Source organism: Leuconostoc sp. JNUCC 76 (assembly GCF_053667755.1).
The window spans coordinates 1,623,874-1,647,361 of record NZ_CM132206.1; the positions used below are offsets into that span (position 1 = coordinate 1,623,874).

Here is a 23,488-nt window from a genome sequence, read left to right on the forward strand (position 1 = left end):
ATTTTCAAGAGTTGTTAAGGCAAACTTTTTTTCAAAGAAAACGCTGTTTTCCACCAATCCATATCATACTGATCACGAAAACCTATTAGAGGATCAGATGGCTTCGGCAATGGCAAAAAATGCTTAATTTTAATATTTGTTGCCGCCGTAAGAAGTACCTCTTTGTAACTTTGCGGAACATGCCACTGATTTAAAAAATCAATGTTTTCTTGATAATTATATTCATGCGGTAACACCAAAATATTTGGATTGAATTTTTTATTAATTAATTCCTGATCTGGAAAGTTCACGAAATTGGTTTTATTAATATCATTTACAAGGTCAGGAATTGTCCACTTTCTGAGATATTTTTTATTATTAAACAATAATACACCAGAATTTATATATTTTGACGAATCAGAAATATTGTATAACTCATTATATCGTTTTAAAATATTTTCATCTGAACTATTTAAATAATGAAATATATCCAAAACTCCCGCAATAGTTGAATCTCCCAATTGCTTAAACACCTCGTGTATATCAGTGTAAACTAACGTGTCAGCATCTAAGTATAGCATGACATCAAATTCTTGAAATTCAATTGGAATGCCCAGACGCAAAAAAGTTACTGCAGGAAAACGTTTGGAAACATTATTTTTAACGCGCTCAATCCATAACGGAAAACGCCAAAATGAAATTTTAATTTGCGGTTTGCTATTTAAAATTGGCAATTCTCTTATAGTTGCTTGTTGCTTATTAAACGTTTTATCAGTAAAAATTAAAATATCCAGTGATTCTTCAGAAGTATAGTGTTCAATTATGGATTGTATTGATACTGCTACTAACCATTCATATTGACCACTATATGTGTAAAAAACGGCTTTTTTCATAATGCGTATATCCCCCTAATGAACACACTAACAATTTTTTAATCGCAAGACATGCCTCTAATTTATTTAATGAAAAATTGAATGACAATCGTTATTAAACCTGTTACTATCCCTAAAGCCATAACAACAGCAGTCAACATTTGTAATTTTTCGTATTTGGAATGTTTCTTTTTGCGTGCAGGAAGTTTATAGCGTGCTTTTTTTAATCGTTCATCTATTGAGTATTGCACAGGGTCTTGATACGGTTCTATTTTATCTTCATTATTATTCATAGAATATTCCTCATTGATCAACCAATAATATCCTGATATTCTGATATACTGCTTTGATTAGCATGTTTTTGTTGTCTATATAACGCTGACAACAAATATTCGCGATTATTTTTACACTGATTTATAATCTTAATTAATTGATCCCCATTGTTCTGTTTGAATATATATTCTGGTAATGTAAATTGACTATTATGTTTCGTATCTTCAAAGGATAGAATCAACAAGTTATTCAAAAATGCTTGCCGAACTGCATAAGAAATTTCATTTCCATAATTAATATCTAAATAGAAGGCACAATTCTGCAATAAACCATTAATTTGATTGTATTCGATATTCGGATAGAGGTTAACATTTTTATATTTGGATAAGTTAATCAATTTAGAAGACATCTCAGTAATTGCAGCAATGTGAAAATTTATGTCTGGCAACGTTTCAATGATTTTCACAATTTCTGCAATACGATCAGAATTAGTCAATATTAACGCATCTAACTGTTTCCTAGGTTTATCGCTAACTGGATATAGCAACCCTAAGCATGCAATATACTTTTGGAATTCTGGATACTTAATCTGTACTTTTTCGTAATCATTTTTGTTTTCAAATATTACTTTTTTTGTTCTGCCTTGATTTTGTAACAACGTAAGCATATTACCAGGTAATGTTCCATCTTCAGATAACGGTTCCTGCCAAAATAATAAATCGTTCCCGGGTTGAACCGAATTGTATGACACAAGGAATGGAACTGATAAGGAATTATAAAAGATACGATTAATATCACCGAATACGTGCTTCAAATAATAACTCACAAATTCAGTACGTGATTTAAATATGCATATTTGCCTGTTGAAATTTAAAATTATATCTTTGGTAATATGGTTTTCAACAATAATCTCATTATGATTAGCGTTATAATAAGTAGTTATTGTTGGGTGTTTTATCAAATTATAACTAGTTTTTGCAAAAATTATTCCTCCTTTACTATAATGATCAACACTGCGTATATTATTATTTAAATCTAACCATTCCACTTGCTTAACATAGCGTTTATTATTTATATTGGGCACATAAATAATATTAGCCCTTCGCTTATTTTCTTCATAAATAGCGGCATTGTTATTGTCACCTCTAATTTCCCAAAATTTAGGACATTCAACTTGATTAAAAAATATTGGATGCCCCGAGTGATTGTAAATATTTGTGTAATAAGCGAACGGTGATGTGACATTATCAGGTAAAAAACCATCATCTTCAATAACTACAGTTGGTTGTGTATATCCAGCTGATAATAATGACTCATGAAGATCACAACTTGCTTGTGAGTAATTGTCAAATAAATTAATCATCTAAAACCTCATTTATCAATTTTTGCCATTTTTGTTGCACTTTATCTTCTAAATATTGCTCTGCAATCTTATAAGAGTAGTTGCTTAAATTAACCAAATTACTACTGGTTAACAAAGCAATAATTTTTCGACTCAGATTTTCGATAAGTTCTTCAATGTTATCGTTCTTATTGAAAGGAATCAAGTACCCATTTTTTTCATTTTGAATAAAAGTTTGATTGCCGTAACGGACATCAAAACCAATCATTGGCAACCCTGATCCAACCGCTTCCATCAATGTTAATCCAAATCCTTCACTGGTAGATGCTGAAATATAGGCGGTATATTTTTGGTAGATAGTATCTAACTTGGCATGCCCCCTTAATTGAATAAAGTTTTGCGCAGCATTATCCTTAATAATTTTGACAATATTTTCCTGCTCACCACCTTTTCCGTAAATATCAAAAGTGAGATCTGGAACCACCTTTTGTGCTTTAATGACTGCTTTTACCAACCAATCAACATTTTTTTCATTTGCTAAACGTGAAGCCGTTATGAGTGCATGTTTCTTTCTCTCTTCTAACGGCCGATGCAATCCTTTTAAGTTACCCACAGGAATATCAAAAATTTTAGGCTTATACGATGTATATTTAGCAAAATGATATGCTAATAATTTTTTTTGTGATAAGGTCGCAGTAATAAAAAAGTCAATATAATTAGCTTCATCAAATTGATATTCATAAAAATTATTCCACAAAATATTTTGCGCATCTGTTTGGTTCTCATTGAAATGTTCAGCATGAACAACAACACCTATCTTAGCTGGTGTGCTGTGTTGTAATATTGTATTTCCTATGTTCGTCGCACGATCTAAAATAATAATATCGTTATCTGTTAAATGTAGACATTTCAACATATGTGCAATTAACCCTTGTTTGTCATAAATAATCTGACTTTCAAATCTAAATAGCGAGTCTTGACCATCAACTATTTCCTCAAAAGCAATTGAGCCGTCTCTATTAAAAAAGCGACGTTCATATACATAAGCCTGATTATCTCTGGGTGCATAATATTCTGAGAATAATTTAGTTTGCGTATAATAATCCTTACGAATTAATTTACCATGCGAAACAAATTCAGCTCGTTCCACCACTGATTTGTTCTTTTTTGCCAAATAAGCTGTCACCATAATATCGTGACTTTCAAAGAAATAACGAATATTGTTTTCATGACGTTCTAAACGGTTGAATTTCATACTAAATGTATCTTCCAATTGTTCTATAGAATAAGAAGTTGGTTCAATTTTTATGTCCGAAAAGAATTGGTAGAGCCAAATAACTTCTTCATCCAAGAATCCAATGTTATTTGTAAGATGTTCTATATTATCTCCTGTAATTAAATCCATGAAAATGAATTTAGCTGGTTGTCCTAATTGTCGGAAAATTTTTGCACGGTAAAGTTGTGCATATTCAACTCCACTACTTGCCCAGCCAATACCCAAATTAAGGTTATATACTGTCATATTTACCCTTTCTCTTTCAAATTACTACAACACATATAGTATGAATGCCTTGTTTTTTTATCTCTGTTGCTTAAAATTAGAAGCGCTTTTTACACTAAAATTAAGGAAAAGAAACTGTGAGTTCACTATTTTTTTCTCGCTTTATTGAACTCAACATAAGATTTTTTAAAATCAATTGATCAATCTGATTACGCATGTTTTTATAGGATAAAATGGCCTCTTTTTGGTATTCATACAGTGGATTTCGTTGTGAAAATTTTCTATCAATAACTACTAAACGTAATTGTTGTAAATTATCAACTTGCTCAATCCAACTGAAATCTATTGCTTTCAAAATACATACCCTTTGAAAATTTAATGTTTGAGTAGTCGAACCTATGGATTTTCTTTTATTTTGTAATTCCTTTTGAACCATTTGTACCAAATATTTCTTAACGTCACCATATTTTTTTATTTCAAAAATTGGATCATCACTTTTCAAATTGTAGTTGATATTGTCTAAAATATATCTTTTGAGCAGATCTGGTGTTAACTTTTCCTGTTCTTTTAAAAAATGTTCAATTGCCCTTATTGTGGCTGCCTTAATTTCATTATCCAATGAATTGCTTATCCGTAACAACCGATTTCTTTCACGATAAACTAATGTGCGTTGAATTCTCATACTTTCATCAAACTCAAGAGCATTTAATCTTGAAATACGCCCTTGACTTTCTTCTGAAAATTGCGCCTTGTTTACTACCACCTTAAACCGATGTTGTGTTAATTCTCGTGGTTGTAAATCTGTTGCTGTTAAATTAATTTGATCTGCGAACCGCTCATAATATCTATGTATACGTTCAGATCCTCGCTTTATAACAATATCATCTTCTAAACTAACAAAAAATTGACTAAATCCTGGGTCCCCTTGACGTCCTGAACGTCCTCGAAGCTGTAAATCAATCCGTTTACTAGTCATTCGTTCTGTTCCTATGACAGCTAGTCCGCCTAATTCAGCAACACCGTGACCTAATTTAATATCTGTTCCTCTACCGGCCATTGCCGTTGCAATAGTAACTGCTCCTAATTGTCCCGCTTCTGCAATAATTGTAGCTTCTTTAGCCGTATTTCGTGCATTCAAAACATTATGTGGAATACCCTCGTGCAATAACATTTGAGAATAAATTTCAGATATTTCTACTGAACCGGTTGCCAATAGAACTGGCTGTCGCTTCTGGTAACATTTTTTGACTAAATCCAATGACGCATATAGCTTTTCGGGTAATGTAACGTAAATTTTGTCTGGTAAATCTTTCCTAATCACGGGTTTATGTGTCGGAATGACAACAACAGACATGTTATATGTTTCAATAAATTCTTCCTCGTTGGTTTTCCCAGTTCCTGTCATTCCTGCCAATTTTTTGAACATTCTAAATAAATTTTGGTAAGTAATGGATGCCATTGAACGCGTTTGTTGACTAATGACAACGTGCTCTTTAGCTTCAATTGCTTGATGTAAACCAGACTGTAATTTTGTTCCAGCCATAATTCGACCGTTTTTAATATCTAAAAGTTTAATCTCTCCGTCATCGATTACATAATCTTTATTAATTTTGAATAACTCATTAGCTTGTAAAGCCAACTCAATATGTCGAACTAATAAGAAATTTTCTGATGAAAATAATTTCTTTTTTTCAAAAAAGCGCTGTGCTTCATATATACCTTGACTTGTTAACCAAACATGCTTACGTTCCTCGTCTAATTTATATTCTTTGTTTTCAGAAAGAGTTGAGACAAATTGGTTGGCAATATTAAAAAGATTGGATTGTACACGAGGAGGTCCAGAAATAATCAGTGGTGTTTGCGCAAAATCTAATAAAATTGCATCTACCTCATCTAAAATAGCAAAATTAAATGGACGCATAAACTGTTTTTCTTGGTTATCAACTAAGTTTTCTTGTAGGTAGTCGAATCCAACAGCATCATTTGTTGTATATAGAATGTCGGCCTGATACATTTTCTTTTTTTCTTCAACTGTATACTTGTAATTGACATCTTCGCTTACACCCACCTCAACAGTAAGCCCCAACCATTGGTATACTTTCCCAAGTTCATTAGCATCACGAATAGCTAAATAGCTATTTGTGGTAATTAGCATAATTCCTTTTCCTGTTAAGGCATTTAGATAAATAGGTAGTGTGGCTGTTAATGTTTTACCCTCTCCTGTCTTCATCTCTGCGATATTTCCTTGGTGAAGCACGATGCCTCCCATTACCTGAACATCATAAGGAAACTTTCCAAGAACTCTTTTATCTGCTTCTCGAATCGTAGCAAATGCTTGTGGCAATATATCATCCAAATTTGCCCCATCATTTAGCCGTTTTTTAAGTAAACTAGTTTGTTTTTTGAGTTCAACATCGGTCATATTAGACATTGGCATTGTCCACTTATTCACCTGCTTTAAAATTTTTTTTACTTTTTTCAGGCGCATACTATCGATACTGAACATATTTTTCCTTTCAATTATTGACTAAATTAAGATATTCTTGCAAACGTGATGAGGGATTTAATAGAGTTTTGACAAGTTCTAAACTAGGTTCCAAAGGTGGCACATGAGAATAAATATGTACTGAAGTATTACTTGAATTCAATTTTTCTTGCTCAAATTTTTGATAACCGTCTGTATATAACATGTCTCTGCTCAAACTTAATTGCCCACAATCAGAGGTAATGTAGGCTTCTCCACGAGTGGTTTTATTTGAATAATACGCGGCAGCCGTACTAGAAATCGGTCCATATCCAATAAAATGAACACTAGAAATTTCGTAATTTTTCTGTAATTTTGCAATCATTCCCAGTATTTTTTTCTCATATTCATTACTCATGTAAAAGTGTGCATATAATTTGCTGCTCGTCACTAGTACCACATCAGAAAACTGCTCGATTATGTGTTTTGGAATTATTGCTGTATTGCCAATTACCGGTTCAGCAAATAGTATTTGTAATCTTTGTGACTCGGATTTTTCATTTAAAATATTAGATACAAATAGTCCATCATATTCAAAAAATCTATTTTTAATAATAAATTCATCATTTGTAATGACTAAATTATGAAAAATAATTTCTTGTAAACCGCCGTTAATTAGAGATAATTCATAGTAATGTGCATCACTAGGATAGACAAAAGAACCTTGTTTATCTTTTATTGTCACTACTTCTATCAAATTCTCATAACGATCATAAAACTTAAATTGAATATACAAAGTATTTTGAGGTGTAGTCGCTGCATCAATTTTTATATTATACTTATAGCCCTTCTCAAGCATTGGTAATTGGCTTGCAGAACGATATGTTTGATAGTTACCTAAAGAAGTCCATGAATGAATACAGCTACCAGAAGGAAATAAATTATTTTCAAAAATAACATGGTTCTTTGTTAAATAATTTATACTGGATCCATACATATACGTCTTTCCAATATTTTGTTGCCAATAAATAATAAAATTTTGATCAATCATACTTTGTTGTCACTTTCTTTGAAAATAATCCATTAATATTCGTTGATATTGAGAGAAAAACCAACTATTAATTGCAGGTGAATCATCATTGTGACGCCCTGAAATACCTTTACTAATCACAACAGCCTGACTATCACTTAAATTTGTCAGTAAATCGTGATAAGCGCTAGTGTCATAGTCATCATTTTTCATATAGGCGATAGCAAACATCGTTTGATTAAAATTAGCAGCATTAAATTTATCCCAAAATCGTCTATTCAACTTTTCTGCATGATTTGATGATGTACCACCTGTTTCAGAAAGTAATAGGTCTAATGACGTTGGAAAGCCATTTGGTCTGGTTAGTTTTTCATTTAAAGCAACATTACCCAAATTAACTAATGGTTTACCAACAATAACAGTCGACGGTTTCAAAATACTAGCATAGTATAATGCACCAAATGTACCCATAGATAGACCCGACAAAATCAATTGTTCATGTGTAAAAGCTAATTCTTTTAATTTTTGAAATATAATCGTTGAAATTTTCTGTTCAATTTGATTACTACCTAAGTAAAATGCACCTCCTTCTAATCGTGGATCTGTAATTAATAAAAAAGGAGCTCCCAACTTTTTCATCATCCAGTATCCTTCAAATCCTTCTGCCGAACGGTAACCAGAAAAATAAACGTTAAGTGGTGGTTTCATATCGCCCGGATGAAAATAAGTCATTATCTCTTCATGTTGATTATCAACCACACGTTCGCCTCCTAAAATAAATTGACCAAATTTTTTTCTGGAAAGACGATTATGAAGGTTCCCTATTTTAATTTCACCTTGACCTTGAACTTTTAAAGAAATAGCTAAATAATATGCTGACTTTGCATGATTTTCAATGAGTAAAGGAGAACTTAATTCCTTTCCTTCGACGGTCCATTGTTTCAGAATATTTGAACTACCCTGTTGAATCATTTTCACACTAAGTGCCATTAAAACATTAGGACTAGCTTCATATTCTAGCCATAATTCATGATTATATTCAGCATCAGCAGGAATATTATATTGCCATGATAAAATTGGCGTTAGTGATGATCCAAAATCTCCCATTAAAGTTAGATTAACATGACCATTATATTGAATTTTCCCTCTAAAACTTGGTGATATTTGAACATGTTCAATGTTAAGTTTATCCCCGTACTGTCCGACAAAAAAATATTTAGTAAGATCATATATAACTTTATTCATGTCAACCATAGCAATTTTTTGTGCCTTAAATTTATCAAGTAATTCAGACAAATGATGGTCTTCAATTATTTGACTTTCGTCAATTAAAACTGCGTATGGCTTTGCTATTTTAAAAATCATCTCATAGTCGCGCAGGCTAGCAAGCTCGGTTAATAAAATCACATCAAAATCTATATTTTTATCTTTATTTTTCAACAGATTATTAATATAAACAGAGACGTTTTCGTTAGACGTAAAAGACCATTCAACTGGCTTGTCTACTAGTTCACTTTTTTTACTCCAATTATTGGTCCCAACTTGTAAAACCTTAATGATTTTTTTATCCATCGTTTTCACCCAACACACTTTTCCACCGCTTGACAATTGCACCATTTGTATATTGACTTATTTGTTTTACGGAATAGACTAATGACTCATTCCAATGACGTAAGCCATCCAAATAATATTCAATTGCTTCGTGTAGTTCTGATAAATCTTGAATGATCAAACCGTTTTTTTTATTATTAATGTAGGGTGACTTTGTTAAGTTGATTTGTGGAATACCAGCACTTATACCAGCAATTTGTATATAAACATTAGGTATCTGGTTAATATCAATAATCAAACGAGCCGACTCAAAAGCTTGAATAATATCAATTTCTGTTTGAGTTTGAATTACATTAATTCGCCTGTACAATTCAATAATTGCCCCCTGTTGGTCAATTATATTGTCATCATTACCAATATATTGGTCTATTTTATTTTCACCACTCTCATCATCAATCTGTACACATTTTAGAACAACATGATAATTCAGATGAAAATATTTTGCCAACGCTTCCACGACATGATACTCAAGTTTCTTAATATTCTGTTGTTCTGCACAAACAATATCTAAATAAATTAATTTGTTTTTTATCATACAATTTATTATGGTATTCAAGACATATTCCAGATTATTATACGAAGATGGCTGTATTGGAAGAAATATTTTTAATTCCTTATGTTGTTGACTATTTCCTAATTGAAATCTGGTATCATATGGTGATAAATGTTGTAACTTATTTTCAGCTACATACATTTCTGATGAAACAATCAATTTTTTTATGTTTTCCATCTGTTCCTGAGTGTCAACAACAGCCAAATCAACAACAGATAATTCATCTAATAATCTTTGCTGACTATTTTGATAAATATATCTGTCCTTAAAAAAAGACAGCACAATTTTTTTTGGGCGTTGTTTTAAATTGAGTAATAATTGATTATATTTCGTATTAGCTGCAATAACTAATACAGAATTTTTTAGTCCATTTTCCTGTTCAAAGTGCTTTGTGAGAAGTTCTTGTATTAACTCGTTCAAGTTAACATAGCTTTCTTTTTCGAATCCATTATTCACCTGAGCATTTACGATTACTGATTCTGAATTAGTCAAATATTTTATACGTACTTGCCATATACCGGTTAAGTCAAGATAATCTTGGTAATCTTTTTCACCATTTTTAAAATAAATGATACTAGATACAAAACCACGATCATCAAAAATAAGCTTTTTTTCAATCTTTTCGTTGTCAAAATAGTTTATTTCTGATAATTGCCCTTCAATTCCAAAGGAGATACTTGCATATAATTTTTGGTCAATTACAATGTTAATTCTAAATGGTGTATAAACAAACTCAGCTTCTTTAGGCCAACTAAAATCAGTAAAATCTAGAATTTTATTCCTTACATTTTTGACGCTCTGTATTTCATCAAAAATAGACCAATATTTATCTGATGATAAGTTTTGTTGATGAAGAAAACATCTCATTTGTGGAGAATAATCAAGAATAATGGTCTGTGTGTCTTCCTGAACAGTTTCAAACATTCTAATTTGATTAACAGTATCATCAAAAGCCGTTGACGCATTTATTTTTTCCCAATATGGCACAAAATAAAACATATTCGTTACCCCATTTCTAACAAAATTTATCTGAATTTGTAAAATTAAAATTATTCTTCAAAAAATAACGAACTATAGTTATTTTTGGTTAACAATGCAGTTATTTGATCATTAATATTAACTATTAAACTAACCAATATCACAACAGAACCCGCTGTAAGTGCGTATTGTGTATATTGTTGATCAATACCACCAAAGTATAATGGGCACCCAGCTACAGCAATCATGTATATAGCACCAACTGATGACAATCTAAACACTATTTTTGTAAGATAACTTCTTGTTTCTTCACCTGGCTTAACGTTATCAATATAGTCCCCACTTTGCTGTAAATCTTCAGAAATTTGATCCGGGTTGATATTAATAAATGCAAAACCAATCGATAAAACAAAAAGAATAATAATATAAAGTGTCACACCAATAGGGTGTGTAACAGTAGTATTCATTATTAGATACATGACTATGTCATTATTGGGCATCCAGTAATTTAGTGCCTGCAAAATATACTGTGGTAAAACAAGTAAAGTCATACTATACATCAGTGGCATACCTCCAGCTGGATTAATTTGAATCGGCAGATATGATTTATGATAAAAATCATTATTAATCATAATTTTTCGAATCGGAATTTTTCGTTGTGCTCGTTGAAATGAAACTGTTAGTAAAACTAAAAATAATATACCAATAGCAATTACTAATGTTTTAATCACAGCAGTATTATTAATACCCGAACGGAAATTCTCGATAAAGTACATGCTAATATTTTCAGGCCAATTGATTATCATACTAGCTAAAATTAATATAGTTGGCCCACCAATACCCAAAATTTCATTCATAGTGGACAACCAAATTAAAAATACAGCACCAATTACCATAATTAAACTAATTGTCAATATAGAACCAAATTCCGTATGCCCAAAGACACTTATTTTTTTACTAATCTCGACATTATTAACTATTGCTATGGATTGTATAAATCCAATAACTATCGCCAAAATAATTTTGTAAAGAAATGCGCGTTCTGATGGTATTTTTTTGAAATCAAATCCTCTTATTAATGCAAGTACACGCCATAAAATTAATGCTGACATCCAAGGACCTAATCCCAAAGCAAACAAAGACATTCGACTCAAATCGCCGCCCGTTGCCCCGCTTACAGTTTGAAGCAAATACTGATTATTAAAAAAGTTTACTAATTGTTTTACATTCACTCCTGGAATTAATATATTTCTCCCAATTAAAAATATAAAAATAATCAAGGCAGTCCAGGAAATTTTTTTTTGCAGTAAATGAATATTGTCGATATTCTTCCCCTTCAAGATAGTCTCCTCAGTTAAATAATATAAATTATTAATTATATGTACTGCCGAAAGAATACTGCATATTGCAGAATTCTTTCGGCATTTTTTTGAGCCAAAATTTCTAAAAGCTTTTACTTCTTACGTTTATTCTTCTTTGACTTTTTTGCCACAGTGGCCGTAGCTAATAATCCTAACCCAATAATCGCGGTATTATTGTTATCTTCAGTTCCCGTATTGGGTAATGTGGGATCTGAAGGATGTTGATGATTTTTATTTTCAGAGCCGGATACAGATTCACTTGTGCTTACTGATTCAGAGCCAGATATAGATTCACTTGTACTTACTGATTCAGAGCCGGATACAGATTCGCTTGTGCTTACTGATTCTGAACCAGATACAGATTCACTTGTACTTACTGATTCAGAGCCGGATATAGATTCGCTTGTGCTTACTGATTCTGAACCAGATACAGATTCGCTTGTGCTTACTGATTCAGAGCCAGATATAGATTCGCTTGTGCTTACTGATTCAGAGCCGGATACAGATTCACTTGTGCTTACTGATTCAGAGCCGGATACAGATTCACTTGTACTTGCTGATTCTGAACTGGATACAGATTCACTTATACTTACTGATTCAGAGCCAGATATAGATTCACTTGTACTTACTGATTCAGAGCCGGATACAGATTCACTTGTGCTTACTGATTCAGAGCCGGATACAGATTCACTTGTGCTTACTGATTCTGAACCAGATATAGATTCGCTTGTACTTACTGATTCAGAGCCAGATATAGATTCACTTGTACTTACTGATTCAGAGCCGGATACAGATTCACTTGTACTTACTGATTCAGAGCCGGATACAGATTCGCTTGTGCTTACTGATTCAGAGCCGGATACAGATTCACTTGTGCTTACTGATTCAGAGCCGGATACAGATTCACTTGTGCTTACTGATTCAGAGCCGGATACAGATTCACTTGTGCTTACTGATTCAGAGCCGGAAATAGATTCACTTGTACTTACTGATTCAGAGCCAGATATAGATTCACTTGTACTTACTGATTCAGAGCCGGATACAGATTCACTTATACTTGCTGATTCTGAACTGGATACAGATTCACTTATACTTACTGATTCAGAGCCAGATATAGATTCACTTGTACTTACTGATTCTGAACCAGATATAGATTCACTTGTGCTTACTGATTCAGAGCCGGATACAGATTCACTTGTACTTACTGATTCAGAGCCGGATACAGATTCACTTGTACTTGCTGATTCTGAACTGGATACAGATTCACTTGTACTTACTGATTCAGAGCCGGATACAGATTCACTTGTACTTGCTGATTCTGAACTGGATACAGATTCACTTATACTTACTGATTCAGAGCCAGATATAGATTCACTTGTACTTACTGATTCTGAACCAGATATAGATTCACTTGTGCTTACTGATTCAGAGCCGGATACAGATTCACTTGTACTTACTGATTCAGAGCCGGATACAGATTCGCTTGTGCTTACTGATTCTGAACCAGATATAGATTCGCTTGTACTTACTGATTCAGATTCGCTTGTGCTTACTGATTCAGAGCCGGATACAGATTCACTTGTGCTTACTGATTCAGAGCCAGATATAGATTCACTTGTACTTACTGATTCTGAACCAGATATAGATTCACTTGTGCTTACTGATTCAGAGCCGGATACAGATTCACTTGTACTTACTGATTCAGAGCCGGATACAGATTCGCTTGTGCTTACTGATTCTGAACCAGATATAGATTCGCTTGTACTTACTGATTCAGATTCGCTTGTGCTTACTGATTCTGAACCAGATATAGATTCGCTTGTACTTACTGATTCAGAGCCGGATACAGATTCACTTGTGCTTACTGATTCTGAACCAGATATAGATTCACTTGTGCTTACTGATTCAGAGCCGGAAATAGATTCACTTGTACTTGCTGATTCTGAACTGGATACAGATTCACTTATACTTACTGATTCAGAGCCGGATACAGATTCACTTGTGCTTACTGATTCAGAGCCGGATACAGATTCACTTGTGCTTACTGATTCAGAGCCGGAAATAGATTCACTTGTACTTACTGATTCAGAGCCGGATACAGATTCGCTTGTACTTACTGATTCAGAGCCAGATATAGATTCACTTGTACTTACTGATTCAGAGCCGGATACAGATTCACTTGTACTTGCTGATTCTGAACTGGATACAGATTCACTTATACTTACTGATTCAGAGCCAGATATAGATTCACTTGTACTTACTGATTCAGAGCCGGATACAGATTCACTTGTACTTGCTGATTCTGAACTGGATACAGATTCACTTGTACTTACTGATTCAGAGCCGGATACAGATTCGCTTGTGCTTACTGATTCTGAACCAGATATAGATTCGCTTGTACTTACTGATTCAGAGCCGGATACAGATTCACTTGTACTTGCTGATTCTGAACTGGATACAGATTCACTTATACTTACTGATTCAGAGCCAGATATAGATTCACTTGTACTTACTGATTCTGAACCAGATATAGATTCACTTGTGCTTACTGATTCAGAGCCGGATACAGATTCACTTGTACTTACTGATTCAGAGCCGGATACAGATTCGCTTGTGCTTACTGATTCTGAACCAGATATAGATTCGCTTGTACTTACTGATTCAGATTCGCTTGTGCTTACTGATTCAGAGCCGGATACAGATTCACTTGTGCTTACTGATTCAGAGCCAGATATAGATTCACTTGTACTTACTGATTCTGAACCAGATATAGATTCACTTGTGCTTACTGATTCAGAGCCGGATACAGATTCACTTGTACTTACTGATTCAGAGCCGGATACAGATTCGCTTGTGCTTACTGATTCTGAACCAGATATAGATTCGCTTGTACTTACTGATTCAGATTCGCTTGTGCTTACTGATTCAGAGCCGGATACAGATTCACTTGTGCTTACTGATTCAGAGCCGGATACAGATTCGCTTGTACTTACTGATTCAGAGCCAGATATAGATTCACTTGTACTTACTGATTCAGAGCCGGATACAGATTCACTTGTACTTGCTGATTCTGAACTGGATACAGATTCACTTATACTTACTGATTCAGAGCCAGATATAGATTCACTTGTACTTACTGATTCTGAACCAGATATAGATTCACTTGTGCTTACTGATTCAGAGCCGGATACAGATTCACTTGTACTTACTGATTCAGAGCCGGATACAGATTCGCTTGTGCTTACTGATTCTGAACCAGATATAGATTCGCTTGTACTTACTGATTCAGAGCCGGATACAGATTCACTTGTACTTGCTGATTCTGAACTGGATACAGATTCACTTATACTTACTGATTCAGAGCCAGATATAGATTCACTTGTACTTACTGATTCTGAACCAGATATAGATTCACTTGTGCTTACTGATTCAGAGCCGGATACAGATTCACTTGTACTTACTGATTCAGAGCCGGATACAGATTCGCTTGTGCTTACTGATTCTGAACCAGATATAGATTCGCTTGTACTTACTGATTCAGATTCGCTTGTGCTTACTGATTCAGAGCCGGATACAGATTCACTTGTGCTTACTGATTCAGAGCCAGATATAGATTCACTTGTACTTACTGATTCTGAACCAGATATAGATTCACTTGTGCTTACTGATTCAGAGCCGGATACAGATTCACTTGTACTTACTGATTCAGAGCCGGATACAGATTCGCTTGTGCTTACTGATTCTGAACCAGATATAGATTCGCTTGTACTTACTGATTCAGATTCGCTTGTGCTTACTGATTCAGAGCCGGATACAGATTCACTTGTGCTTACTGATTCAGAGCCGGATACAGATTCGCTTGTACTTACTGATTCAGAGCCAGATATAGATTCACTTGTACTTACTGATTCAGAGCCGGATACAGATTCACTTGTACTTGCTGATTCTGAACTGGATACAGATTCACTTATACTTACTGATTCAGAGCCAGATATAGATTCACTTGTACTTACTGATTCTGAACCAGATATAGATTCACTTGTGCTTACTGATTCAGAGCCGGATACAGATTCACTTGTACTTACTGATTCAGAGCCGGATACAGATTCGCTTGTGCTTACTGATTCTGAACCAGATATAGATTCGCTTGTACTTACTGATTCAGAGCCGGATACAGATTCACTTGTGCTTACTGATTCAGAGCCGGATACAGATTCACTTATACTTACTGATTCAGAGCCAGATATAGATTCACTTGTACTTACTGATTCTGAACCAGATATAGATTCACTTGTGCTTACTGATTCAGAGCCGGATACAGATTCACTTGTACTTACTGATTCAGAGCCGGATACAGATTCGCTTGTGCTTACTGATTCTGAACCAGATATAGATTCGCTTGTACTTACTGATTCAGATTCGCTTGTGCTTACTGATTCAGAGCCGGATACAGATTCACTTGTGCTTACTGATTCAGAGCCAGATATAGATTCACTTGTACTTACTGATTCTGAACCAGATATAGATTCACTTGTGCTTACTGATTCAGAGCCGGATACAGATTCACTTGTACTTACTGATTCAGAGCCGGATACAGATTCACTTGTACTTACTGATTCAGAGCCGGATACAGATTCACTTGTGCTTACTGATTCAGAGCCGGATACAGATTCACTTGTGCTTACTGATTCTGAACCAGATATAGATTCGCTTGTGCTTACTGATTCTGAACCAGATATAGATTCGCTTGTACTTACTGATTCAGAGCCGGATACAGATTCACTTGTGCTTACTGATTCTGAACCAGATATAGATTCACTTGTGCTTACTGATTCAGAGCCGGAAATAGATTCACTTGTACTTACTGATTCAGAGCCAGATATAGATTCACTTGTACTTACTGATTCAGAGCCGGATACAGATTCACTTGTACTTGCTGATTCTGAACTGGATACAGATTCACTTATACTTACTGATTCAGAGCCAGATATAGATTCACTTGTACTTACTGATTCTGAACCAGATATTGATTCACTTGTGCTTACTGATTCAGAGCCGGATACAGATTCACTTGTACTTACTGATTCAGAGCCGGATACAGATTCGCTTGTGCTTACTGATTCAGAGCCAGATACAGATTCACTTGTACTTACTGATTCAGAGCCGGATATTGATTCACTTGTACTTACTGATTCAGATACTACTTCGCTCGTACTTACTGATGAAGAATTTGATATTGACTCGCTCGTACTTACTGACTCACTAGTACTCATAGAAACAGGATCTTTTTCGTAAGTAACTATTGTATCAACAGATAGGTTATTTGGCATAGTACCATTTTTAATGGCATTAATATCAACAGTGTTACCGTTACTATCCTTCGCGGTAACTATATATCCTGATTTATCAGGAACTGTATTTGTTGGATAATATGCTTTTGTCGCATCTGTTGCGTCATTTACATATTGAGTTTCATCAAGAATAGTACCATCCTCATCCTGAACGATAAGATTGCCTAGCTTTTTATATTGATATTGTATATCCTTTGTCTGTTGTATATAGGGATTTGTAATGTAGTATCTGTTATTATAAACAGCTGTTTGCCCTGGAGCAAGAGTATAACTTGCAGCTTGAACACCGTTATTATAAACAATAGCCTGCATCGTTCCATCTTCAGCTGTTTGCGTATAAACAACACTCGTGCCATCATGATAATTTTTTTCATACTGAGCACCAATAGTTCCAAACTGTGACATAGTTCCGGATCCGTTATTATTGACGTCATCTGAATAGTATCCATTAATTACTTGACCAGAAGATGTTGTATAAGTTTGACCTGTCCAACCTTGTTGCGTTACATCATTGACACCACTAATAGGTTGACCGCTCTCATCTACATAGCTAGTTGTTTGCGTAACATTTTTAGGGACAAAATTTGTTACTGTACCATAATTATTATCTGCAGCAACAAAATTTACGTAGCTGTTGTGGAGGGTATAAGTAGCTGTAGAGGTTGATTTTACAACTAACGAATAGTTACCACCTATACCATCATAGTAGTATCTAATTCCTGAAAATGAGGAAACAATGGCCTGATCACCTTGGTTAAGTGTTAACGTACTTGTTGCGCCGTTCGATTTTATTTCCTGAACGTATAGCTGACCAGAACCATTACGATCAATTGAAATAGAGATGTTTCCGGCCTTAGTACTGCCACTATAAACTGTTAACCATTCAAAATCATATTTATTCGCATTATCAGAATTTCGTGGCATGTCACTTGGATATTTCGGATCATTAACAGAAAAACCACTTGGGTCTGTTTCCGCTGCAAAAGTTGTGACTAAAGTCCTTGTAGTAGCAGGAGAAGCTGTTGCACTAGCGTTACTATTTGTCGAAATTGAATTTGATTCACTGCTACTCAACAAATCAGTAGTTGATTCCAACATTGATTTCGAAATTGTCTCACTAATACTTATTGATTCGGATGTCGAAAATGATTCACTATCGATGTTCAACCCAGAAGTTGAGGCTGACTCACTCACACTTACTGATTCAGATGTCGAAAATGAATTGCTCGTGCTCATCGATTCAGCAGTATATGCTGATTCACTTCCGATGTTCAGTTCGGAAGTTGAGGCTGACTCGCTCATACTTACTGATTCGGATGTCGAAAATGAATTGCTCGTGCTTATCGATTCGGAAGTTGATACTGATTCATTATTAGTACTATTCATATTTACTTCAGATGTAGCACTACCTTGTATAGTCACAACATCTTTATCAGCAACAGTCCCAGTGTTATCTACACTTTTTTCTGTTGCCGTATTATTTGTGTCGGCAGACACGTCTTGAGTTACAACTACAGAGCCCCCTAATAATGCACTGAATGCTGCTAATCCTTTTATTACTGTATCTTCAACATGATGACTACCCTCTAATTGTGTTGATATATCAGCTTTGTTAGAAAAACGAGTCCACATTAAAAACTTAGATATACCAGAAGTGACCCAATTTTTACCATCTTTATACATTTTGAAATGTGTAACTGGTTCTGCTTCTTGATAATTTATTTTTCTTTTTTTCATCTTTTCTCCTTAAAAGTTATGAAAATACCCCATTGATAGTAGAATTATCTCCCAAATAATCTTCTTTTTCATGATAAAAAAAGGTATTTTATATCAAAAAAAGGTATTTTATTTATTGATGTTATATTTATTACTTAATAGTTTTATACAATTATGAATAAATACATTTATAAAGAAAGAACAAATTTTAATAACACGTTTAATGACTAAATGTAATTTCCGGGAGAAGTAATGAAAGATATTAAAAAGTTAGCAAACATTTTAAATGCTGATGTTATTTTGATTGACATTGCCACAAAACAAGTAAATTACTTAGATGAATCTACTAATAATTCCAATAAAAATGTTGTGAATTTATTAATTGATAATATTGAGCTGCTCACAAATCACATTTATCAATCGCTAGACTATAATTCTGGTCATATTTTAACTTGCCATGTCAATGAAGAAAGCATCGTTTGCTTCTCTTTTAAATACGACGACCCACTATCAACGAATAGTGAGCTAATGATGTTACATTCTCTTTCAAATCTAAAATCCATTTCTCAAATCATTTATACTTTATATAATTCTAACGATGCGCCAGAAGAAGAGGTCCACATTACAAAGTTTTCAGATAAGCTTCACATCAAAAAAGAGAGCAATGAATCCTTTAATCCAAAAATTTTTTTTAATACAGAAACCGATATTATCAAGTCAATTGTTTATTCACGTAAAGCCAATTTGATCACAGCGCTTGAAAAGATGTCACGTTTAAAAATAATCGGTGAACGTTTCGCCTCTAACAACATGATTAGAGGCGAAAAAGACACGCTTATTTCCTATGTTTCCGTTTTAAACCGAGCGATTATCCAGTGGGGGTACCCTGTCGAGTCAGCATTTCAATTGCACAATGAACTTGTGCAAGAAATTGAACTATCTCCTCAGTTTCTGAATTTTTTTCAAGTTATTAGAGAAGTTACTTGGCATTATTTTAAAATTGTTCAGAACCATAGAGTTCATAATTTCTTACCACTTCATCAAAGAATTAAACAATATATAAAGGAGCATATTAGCGAAAACATTACACTTGATGATATTGCTACCGCACTGAATGCTTCGAAAAAGACGTTGAATCCAGCGTTCAAAAAGGAGTATAAAATAACGATTACTCAATTCATTAGGCAAATCAAAATAGATACGGCAAAAGAGTTGTTAATTGCTTCGAACCTCACATTACTGGAAATTTCAAATTTACTATCTTTTTCAACTGCAAGCTATTTTGTCAAAACTTTCAAAGAAATAACCGGAGTAACTCCTAATCATTTTCGCCAACACTTTTTTGATGAAGAACTTCATTTGTAAGTAATAGTCAATAAAAAAGATGTGTATACTCGTTTTATAAAAACGAGTATACACATCTCCAAAAAATTACTATTAAAAAATCAGCGTACTAACTTATCCCAAATCACAACTTCATTTTGTGCCAACGATTTAGGTACATCAATAATTCTTTGATTAGCACTACCTCTAAACTGTAATGTTAAATCTTTTTCTTCTTCCAAGAAGCGACCATCCACCAGAATATCTAGTAAGGATAATAGCCGCATCTTATCATAGGTCTCTTGTTCCAGCTCTTCCCATGTATAACCAGTCCACGACCAAATATCTTTCGAATGGCCAAATTCTTTCCGAATCCGACGGCAGAGCTGTAGACATACATCTGTATTTAAGAATGGTTCCCCACCTAACAGTGTCAACCCTTGGACGTAGTCTTGACTCAAATCTTCAATAATTTGGTCTTCCAGTTCCTGTGTGTAGGGCTGTCCAAAATGAAAATTTTGCGCGGCAACGTTGTAGCACCCGGGACATAAAAACAGGCAACCACTCACATATAAACTACAACGAACCCCTTCGCCATCAACAAAATTGAAGGCTTTATAGTCAGCGACATAATTTTGACTATACTTTTTCGCGGTCCATTCTTTGGGCATCGGATTGTTTGGTTTTCGCAAAGGTCGCGACATTTTCAATCATCTCCTTAGTTAAATTCTTTTGACGTGAAATTATTTCAACATGTCGACCATGGACCATTGGTCGTTGCTGAGGGTTTCCTAGATAGCCACACGTTCTTTTGACCACATCACACAATTCAGGATCATGGTTACCACACTCGGGACACATAAAGCCACGCGCTGTTGATTTGAATTCACCAGCAAAACCACACTTAAAACACTTGTCGATGCATGTGTTGGTTCCTAAATAGCCGACATGATCGTAGGCCCAATTCCAGACAGCTTCTAATGCTTGCGGGTTTTGTTTTAAGTTAGGATATTCACAATAGTGAATGAAACCGCCCGATGCATATTTTGGAAACGTCTCTTCAAATGATATTTTTTCAAATGGTGTTGGATGCTTTCTAACATCATAATGGAAGCTATTGGTATAGTACTGCTTGTCAGTAATATCAGGCACATCCCCAAATTTTTCTTGGTCAAGATGGCAAAACGTATCGGTCAAAGATTCGGCTGGTGTCGAATACAAACTATAGTGATAACCACTCTCTGCTTCCCATTCTTGACAATAATCATGCATTTTTTTAACAACTGTTTCAGCAAATTGATGTGCTTCAGGATTCTTTTCCCAGTCTGGGCCAAAGAATGCAATGCATGTTTCATAAACGCCCACATATCCTAATGAAATCGTAGCGCGACCGTTTTTAAACACTTCATCAACACTATCAGTAGCCTTCAATCTTTTGCCAAAGGCACCGTACATATACAGCAATGGTGCGTTTTCTGGTACAGCTTCTTTGGTACGTTCAATCCGGTAAGCTAGCGCATCATGGCATAACGCCATTTTTTCATCAAAAATCTTCCAGAATAGATTCATATCGCCCTTAGCAAACAGAGAAATACGTGGTAAGTTAACGGAAACAACACCCAAATTCATACGTCCAGAATTAACTTCAACGCCTGTTTCATCTTCCCAGCCTTGTAAGAATGAACGACAACCCATCGGTGTTTTGAAACTACCTGTCAATTCAACAATTTTATCGTACATTAATAAATCAGGATACATACGCTTAGTTGAACATTCCAAAGCTAATTGCTTAATATCATAGTTTGGATCTTCTGAACTAAAATTCAACCCCTTTTTCAAAGTAAAGATTAGTTTTGGAAAAATGGCCGTGCGACGTTCTTTTCCTAGTCCTTTAATACGAATCTGTAAAATAGCTTTCTGAATTTCCCGCTCTAACCAACTTGTTCCCAATCCAAAATTAACAGTTGTAAATGGTGTTTGTCCCTGAGAAGAGTACAACGTATTGATTTCATACTCCAGTCCTTGCATCGCATCATAAATATCTTTGCAAGTCTTTTCTTTGGCGTACTCTTCTTGTCGGTCAGCGTCAATCCATTTTTTGGCGTCAACAAGGTGCTTGTCATAGTTCATTTGTGCATAAGGCGCAAGTAACTGATCAATCCGATTAGCTGAACAACCACCATACTGTGAAGATGCAACGTTGGCAATAATTTGAGCCATTTGCGCAGTAGCAGTTTGAATAGAATGTGGTGAATCTACCCACGCATTTCCAATTTTATAGCCATTTGTTAACAAGTTTTCAAAATCAATCAAACAACAATTGGTAGCTGGTGTGACTGGTGAATAATCCAAATCATGCCAATGAATATCCCCACGTAAATGTGCTTTGGCTACCAAAGGTGGTAGCATTTGTAATCCTAACGCACGACTTGCTGCTCCCGCTTCCAAATCACGTTGCGTATTGAATACGCGACTATCCTTATTGGCATTTTCATGGACGACACTCTCATCTTGGGCAAAAAGTTTCTCTATCCGTTTTTGAACATCAGAAGCATCGGAGAATTTTTGTTGGTCTGCTACGTAGTATGAATTGTAAGCATCCACAGCATCCAACTGTTCATATTTTTTAAGTAAGGAAATTAACAAATTGCGAATTTCTATTGTTGTGATACTCGCTTGGTTCGCCAACATTTGATATAAATCACGGTTGATATCGTTGATAATATTTTCTGATAAATTGAGCTTCTCTAAAATGAAATTAATTTTATAAGCATAGAATTGTGTCCCCTCACCGCTATGCTTGATTACTGTTAAATCAGGTAACTTCATAAGTTTAATCGTATTGTTCATTACTAAACTATTTCCTCCAGTGCTATTTTTTTGAATTGCTATAACTTAAATACTACAACTATTTTTTCAATTAGAATAGGACAAAGAGTGTCCCGTTTTGGAATTTAATTTAGAAATCCACTGTTCAATAGTCCTAAAAGAATTAAGGCATTATAAAATTTAATCATCTCGTAAAATTATTACAAGAATTAAATATTTGAGTATGTCACTTCAATCAAGTTGTTACTTAAATTAATACTTATTAATTTAAGTAACAACTAAAAAATATTGTTATAATGGAAGGA

Annotated in this window: 15 protein-coding genes and 1 pseudogene; 3 read left to right on the plus strand and 13 right to left on the minus strand. The window is 34.3% G+C overall.

What is annotated here, in order from left to right; genetic code table 11:
* Positions 1-14: 14 nt before the first annotated feature.
* The 10 genes from JNUCC76_RS08165 to JNUCC76_RS08210 form a co-directional block, all read right to left on the minus strand.
* On the minus strand, positions 15-872 hold the full coding sequence (locus JNUCC76_RS08165; protein WP_260355933.1) for a glycosyltransferase: 858 nt from the start codon (positions 870-872) through the stop codon (positions 15-17).
* A gap of 62 nt (positions 873-934) precedes the next feature.
* Complete coding sequence (locus JNUCC76_RS08170) at positions 935-1,144, minus strand: accessory secretory protein Asp4 (RefSeq protein ID WP_260355934.1); 210 nt, start codon at positions 1,142-1,144, stop codon at positions 935-937.
* Positions 1,145-1,161: 17 nt separating this feature from the next.
* Positions 1,162-2,487 carry an accessory Sec system glycosylation chaperone GtfB gene (gene gtfB, locus JNUCC76_RS08175; protein WP_260355935.1) on the minus strand — a complete coding sequence of 442 codons (1,326 nt, stop codon included), beginning with the start codon at positions 2,485-2,487 and terminating at the stop codon, positions 1,162-1,164.
* The gene (gene gtfA / locus JNUCC76_RS08180; RefSeq protein WP_454153933.1) at positions 2,480-3,988 is read right to left on the minus strand and encodes an accessory Sec system glycosyltransferase GtfA; all 1,509 of its coding nucleotides are present in this window, start codon (positions 3,986-3,988) and stop codon (positions 2,480-2,482) included. Before gtfA ends, gtfB begins: the two co-directional genes overlap by 8 nt.
* A 100-nt stretch (positions 3,989-4,088) precedes the next feature.
* The gene (secA2, locus tag JNUCC76_RS08185) at positions 4,089-6,473 is read right to left on the minus strand and encodes an accessory Sec system translocase SecA2 (protein ID WP_454153935.1); all 2,385 of its coding nucleotides are present in this window, start codon (positions 6,471-6,473) and stop codon (positions 4,089-4,091) included.
* Between the two features lie 10 nt (positions 6,474-6,483).
* Entirely contained in the window at positions 6,484-7,482 is a 999-nt protein-coding gene (gene asp3, locus JNUCC76_RS08190) for an accessory Sec system protein Asp3 (protein ID WP_454153937.1), read from the minus strand.
* Between the two features lie 9 nt (positions 7,483-7,491).
* Positions 7,492-9,033, minus strand: a complete 1,542-nt coding sequence (asp2, locus tag JNUCC76_RS08195) for an accessory Sec system protein Asp2 (protein WP_454153939.1) — start codon at positions 9,031-9,033, stop codon at positions 7,492-7,494.
* Entirely contained in the window at positions 9,026-10,624 is a 1,599-nt protein-coding gene (gene asp1 / locus JNUCC76_RS08200; protein ID WP_454153941.1) for an accessory Sec system protein Asp1, read from the minus strand. Before asp1 ends, asp2 begins: the two co-directional genes overlap by 8 nt.
* A gap of 50 nt (positions 10,625-10,674) precedes the next feature.
* Complete coding sequence (gene secY2, locus JNUCC76_RS08205; RefSeq protein WP_454153943.1) at positions 10,675-11,943, minus strand: accessory Sec system protein translocase subunit SecY2; 1,269 nt, start codon at positions 11,941-11,943, stop codon at positions 10,675-10,677.
* Between the two features lie 113 nt (positions 11,944-12,056).
* Positions 12,057-12,251: an LPXTG cell wall anchor domain-containing protein gene (locus JNUCC76_RS08210; protein WP_454156554.1), complete on the minus strand. Its 195-nt coding sequence runs from the start codon at positions 12,249-12,251 to the stop codon at positions 12,057-12,059.
* Between JNUCC76_RS08210 and JNUCC76_RS08215 the strand changes: the two genes are divergently transcribed.
* Both JNUCC76_RS08215 and JNUCC76_RS08220 read left to right on the plus strand, forming a co-directional pair.
* Positions 12,226-17,259: a hypothetical protein gene (locus JNUCC76_RS08215; protein WP_454153945.1), complete on the plus strand. Its 5,034-nt coding sequence runs from the start codon at positions 12,226-12,228 to the stop codon at positions 17,257-17,259. The genes JNUCC76_RS08210 and JNUCC76_RS08215 overlap by 26 nt on opposite strands.
* Before the next feature lie 978 nt (positions 17,260-18,237).
* Entirely contained in the window at positions 18,238-18,819 is a 582-nt protein-coding gene (locus JNUCC76_RS08220; protein ID WP_454153947.1) for a hypothetical protein, read from the plus strand.
* A 155-nt stretch (positions 18,820-18,974) separates the two neighbouring features.
* On the opposite strand, the pseudogene JNUCC76_RS08225 reads toward JNUCC76_RS08220, so the two are convergent.
* A pseudogene (locus tag JNUCC76_RS08225) lies at positions 18,975-19,052 on the minus strand (KxYKxGKxW signal peptide domain-containing protein); the annotation flags it as partial.
* A 231-nt stretch (positions 19,053-19,283) separates the two neighbouring features.
* On the opposite strand from JNUCC76_RS08225, the gene JNUCC76_RS08230 reads away from it, so the two are divergent.
* Entirely contained in the window at positions 19,284-20,396 is a 1,113-nt protein-coding gene (locus JNUCC76_RS08230) for a helix-turn-helix domain-containing protein (RefSeq protein ID WP_454153949.1), read from the plus strand.
* A gap of 80 nt (positions 20,397-20,476) precedes the next feature.
* On the opposite strand, the gene nrdG is transcribed toward JNUCC76_RS08230, so the two are convergent.
* Both nrdG and nrdD read right to left on the minus strand, forming a co-directional pair.
* A complete protein-coding gene (gene nrdG, locus JNUCC76_RS08235) occupies positions 20,477-21,058 on the minus strand; it encodes an anaerobic ribonucleoside-triphosphate reductase activating protein (RefSeq protein ID WP_454153951.1) in 582 nt (193 codons plus the stop codon).
* A complete protein-coding gene (nrdD, locus tag JNUCC76_RS08240) occupies positions 20,994-23,204 on the minus strand; it encodes an anaerobic ribonucleoside-triphosphate reductase (protein WP_454153953.1) in 2,211 nt (736 codons plus the stop codon). Before nrdD ends, nrdG begins: the two co-directional genes overlap by 65 nt.
* Positions 23,205-23,488: the final 284 nt, after the last annotated feature.

Coding starts and splice junctions, on each gene's coding strand:
- JNUCC76_RS08165 (WP_260355933.1), bottom strand. CDS start 872: ATGAAAAAAGCCGTTTTTTACACATATAGTGGTCAATATGAATGGTTA.
- JNUCC76_RS08170 (WP_260355934.1), bottom strand. CDS start 1,144: ATGAATAATAATGAAGATAAAATAGAACCGTATCAAGACCCTGTGCAA.
- gtfB (WP_260355935.1), bottom strand. CDS start 2,487: ATGATTAATTTATTTGACAATTACTCACAAGCAAGTTGTGATCTTCAT.
- gtfA (WP_454153933.1), bottom strand. CDS start 3,988: ATGACAGTATATAACCTTAATTTGGGTATTGGCTGGGCAAGTAGTGGA.
- secA2 (WP_454153935.1), bottom strand. CDS start 6,473: ATGTTCAGTATCGATAGTATGCGCCTGAAAAAAGTAAAAAAAATTTTA.
- asp3 (WP_454153937.1), bottom strand. CDS start 7,482: ATGATTGATCAAAATTTTATTATTTATTGGCAACAAAATATTGGAAAG.
- asp2 (WP_454153939.1), bottom strand. CDS start 9,033: ATGGATAAAAAAATCATTAAGGTTTTACAAGTTGGGACCAATAATTGG.
- asp1 (WP_454153941.1), bottom strand. CDS start 10,624: ATGTTTTATTTTGTGCCATATTGGGAAAAAATAAATGCGTCAACGGCT.
- JNUCC76_RS08220 (WP_454153947.1), top strand. CDS start 18,238: ATGTCACTTGGATATTTCGGATCATTAACAGAAAAACCACTTGGGTCT.
- JNUCC76_RS08230 (WP_454153949.1), top strand. CDS start 19,284: ATGAAAGATATTAAAAAGTTAGCAAACATTTTAAATGCTGATGTTATT.
- nrdG (WP_454153951.1), bottom strand. CDS start 21,058: ATGTCGCGACCTTTGCGAAAACCAAACAATCCGATGCCCAAAGAATGG.
- nrdD (WP_454153953.1), bottom strand. CDS start 23,204: ATGAACAATACGATTAAACTTATGAAGTTACCTGATTTAACAGTAATC.